At 28.9% G+C, this 2,592-nt stretch carries 4 protein-coding genes; 3 read left to right on the forward strand and 1 reads right to left on the reverse strand.

Going from position 1 to position 2,592, the window contains the following annotated elements; genetic code table 11:
- The coding region (locus EZH24_RS10095) for an iron-containing alcohol dehydrogenase (protein WP_137999014.1) at positions 1–213 on the reverse strand (213 nt) is incomplete at its 3' end.
- A gap of 113 nt (positions 214–326) precedes the next feature.
- On the opposite strand from EZH24_RS10095, the gene EZH24_RS10100 reads away from it, so the two are divergent.
- The 3 genes from EZH24_RS10100 (at position 327) to EZH24_RS10110 (ending at position 2,412) form a co-directional block, all read left to right on the forward strand.
- Positions 327–449, forward strand: coding sequence for a GNAT family N-acetyltransferase (locus EZH24_RS10100; RefSeq protein WP_236847159.1), 123 nt, complete (start codon positions 327–329; stop codon positions 447–449).
- A 65-nt stretch (positions 450–514) separates the two neighbouring features.
- Complete coding sequence (locus EZH24_RS10105; RefSeq protein WP_137999015.1) at positions 515–949, forward strand: YkgJ family cysteine cluster protein; 435 nt, start codon at positions 515–517, stop codon at positions 947–949.
- Between the two features lie 2 nt (positions 950–951).
- A complete protein-coding gene (locus EZH24_RS10110; protein WP_137999016.1) occupies positions 952–2,412 on the forward strand; it encodes a B12-binding domain-containing radical SAM protein in 1,461 nt (486 codons plus the stop codon).
- Positions 2,413–2,592: the final 180 nt, after the last annotated feature.

Below are 2,592 nucleotides of genomic sequence, written 5' to 3' on the forward strand. Positions count from 1 at the left end.
CGCTCGAACTCCTCCAAATAAAAAATATTCTATATTTGCTTTTTTCAATATATTTTCAACTTTTTCAAGTAAACCGCTTTCTTTCACGCTTTTTGAACCGTAAATTATAAATACTCTTTTAGCTCCAAAATTATTTATTTCCAACGCTATATTATTTTCCGCGTCTTTGCCGAATATTACTTTTGTCGGATTATCGAATACAAAACTTTGCATAACTTTCTCCTTAAAATATTAAATATTCGTTTATTATATAATATTTGATTTTTAATTGAAAGAATAAAAATTTTATATAAAATAATAAGCGAAATATTTATTCTGGCAAAGTTATGCTTAAATGCGGATTAAAGAAAGAGGGAGTTTTAAGAGACGCTTTGAAAGACAATAGCGGAATTACCGATTGTTTGATTTATTCGATTTTGAGAAGAGAATATTTTGAAAGCGATAATTAAATCGTTGAATTTTAATCCGATTTTTAATATAATATACGAATTAAATTTATAAAACGGTTTTGTTAATGAAAGTTATACCATCGAATCAATTATTAAAAAATAGGCAAAAAACGGTTAGCGAAAAATTATGCGCGGACTGTAATTCTTTATGCTGTCATGATTTGGTAATGGAAATATCTCCGCCGAAAGACGAGGAAGAATTAAACACTTTGAAATGGTATTTGCATTTTAGACATTCTTTTATATTTATATACGAAGGCACTTGGTATCATATGATAAGAAGCGAATGCAGATATTTGGATAAAAAAACTTATTTATGCACGAACTACGAAAACAGAAACGAAATTTGCTCGAAACATAGTCCGCCGAAATGCGAAAGATACGAAGAATGGTATGATATTATATTCGATAATCAATACGAACTTGAAAAATATGTTTATCAAAATAAAATTATAAAACCTAAAAAATCGGGAAAAAAGAAATCTACTAAAAATAAATAAAAATGAAAAAAGATAAAATTGAAAGAATATGCATAACCTATCCGCCTTTTGAAAATAACGAAGGATATCCTTTAATGTCTTTAAACGGACAATTTCAATGGTTAAGAAATCCGTCTTATTTTTATCCCATTCTTCCCGCTTATGCGGCGACTTTGCTTAAAAATAACGGCTATAATGTTTTTTTCCTCGATACGATTGCACGAAATATGGACACTATAGATTGGTTTAGCGAACTTGACGAAATAAAACCTCAATTAATATTTTTTGAAGCGAGAACTCCTACAATCAATTATACTTGGGATACGATAGAAACGGTAAAGAAAAAATATGACGGAGTTTATGTAGTTTTGGCGGGCGACCATGTGACGAGTTTGCCCGAAGAGAGTTTGATTAAATCGAAAGCGGATTTTATCATAACGGGCGGAAATTACGAGATTTCGCTTTTAAGCATAGTCAAACATTTAAATAACGGCGAAAAGTTGGCGAAGGGAATATATTACAGAAACGGAAACGGCGATATAAAAAATACGGGAAAATTTATCCTCGATTATCCTTTGGATAGTTTGCCTTTTATAGATAGAAATTTAACTAATTGGAAAATATATTCTAAAACAAACGAATATTTTAAAAAATATCCCGGAACTTTTATAATGTCGGGGCGAGGTTCGATTTATAATATTTACAATAGCAATTCTTCGAGCATACTTTTCAATAACGCGATGTTAAGAAGTCCGATAAATGTCGTAGACGAAATAGAATATTTAAATAAAAGATACGGAATAAAAGAAATCATAGATTGCACGATTTGTTTTCCAACTGACGAATGGCTTTCTTTATTTTGCGAAACTATGCGAGAGAGAAAATTAAATAAAAAAGTATATATCGACTGTTATATGTATTTGAATATTTTGCATTTTGAAGATTTTAAAATGATGAAAAAATCGGGTTTCAAAACTATAATTTTTAATCTTCCGACTATTAATAATTATACGATTGAAAAAATAGGAATCGATAAAAATAATGTCGAGCAAATGGCGGAATCGATTAAACTTGCAAAGAGGGCGGGATTGTTTATCGACATAATGGTAAAACTTGGTTATCCGAACGAAACGGAAGAAGATATTATTAGAACTTTTAATATAGTAAAAAGTTTAATGCTTAACGGATATATTAATTCGATGAACGCTTCTTTATTCGTGCCTTATCCAAACACTCAATTATTTAATTATTGCAAAGAAAACGATTTGCTTAAAACCGAAAATTGGTTCGATTTCGATATGCGCAAATCGGTAGTTAAACTTAATTTTGAAGAAGAAAAATTATTTAAATATGTCGAGTATTTTTATAATTTGTCTTTTAATCCCTTATATTTATTTCACAAACTCACGGCAATAAGAGATATTTACGATATAAGGCATCATATAAATTCTTTCAAAAATATTTTGTCTTATTATTTCAGATAAATAAAATTTTATTTTAGGCATTGACAAATTTTTTAAATATCGTATAATTACTCAATAAAAAATGAATTGCTGGGAGAAATCGGCATGAATTATGAAAATATGAGTAAAACTACTGTAATTATGTTAAGCAAAGCAAAGCAAAGCAAAGCAAAGCAAAGCCATTATTATATCTTTTAACTA

Source organism: Brachyspira catarrhinii (genome assembly GCF_005518285.1).
Taxonomy (GTDB): domain Bacteria; phylum Spirochaetota; class Brachyspiria; order Brachyspirales; family Brachyspiraceae; genus Brachyspira; species Brachyspira catarrhinii.

Coding starts and splice junctions, on each gene's coding strand:
- EZH24_RS10110 (WP_137999016.1), top strand. CDS start 952: ATGAAAAAAGATAAAATTGAAAGAATATGCATAACCTATCCGCCTTTT.
- EZH24_RS10100 (WP_236847159.1), top strand. CDS start 327: ATGCTTAAATGCGGATTAAAGAAAGAGGGAGTTTTAAGAGACGCTTTG.
- EZH24_RS10105 (WP_137999015.1), top strand. CDS start 515: ATGAAAGTTATACCATCGAATCAATTATTAAAAAATAGGCAAAAAACG.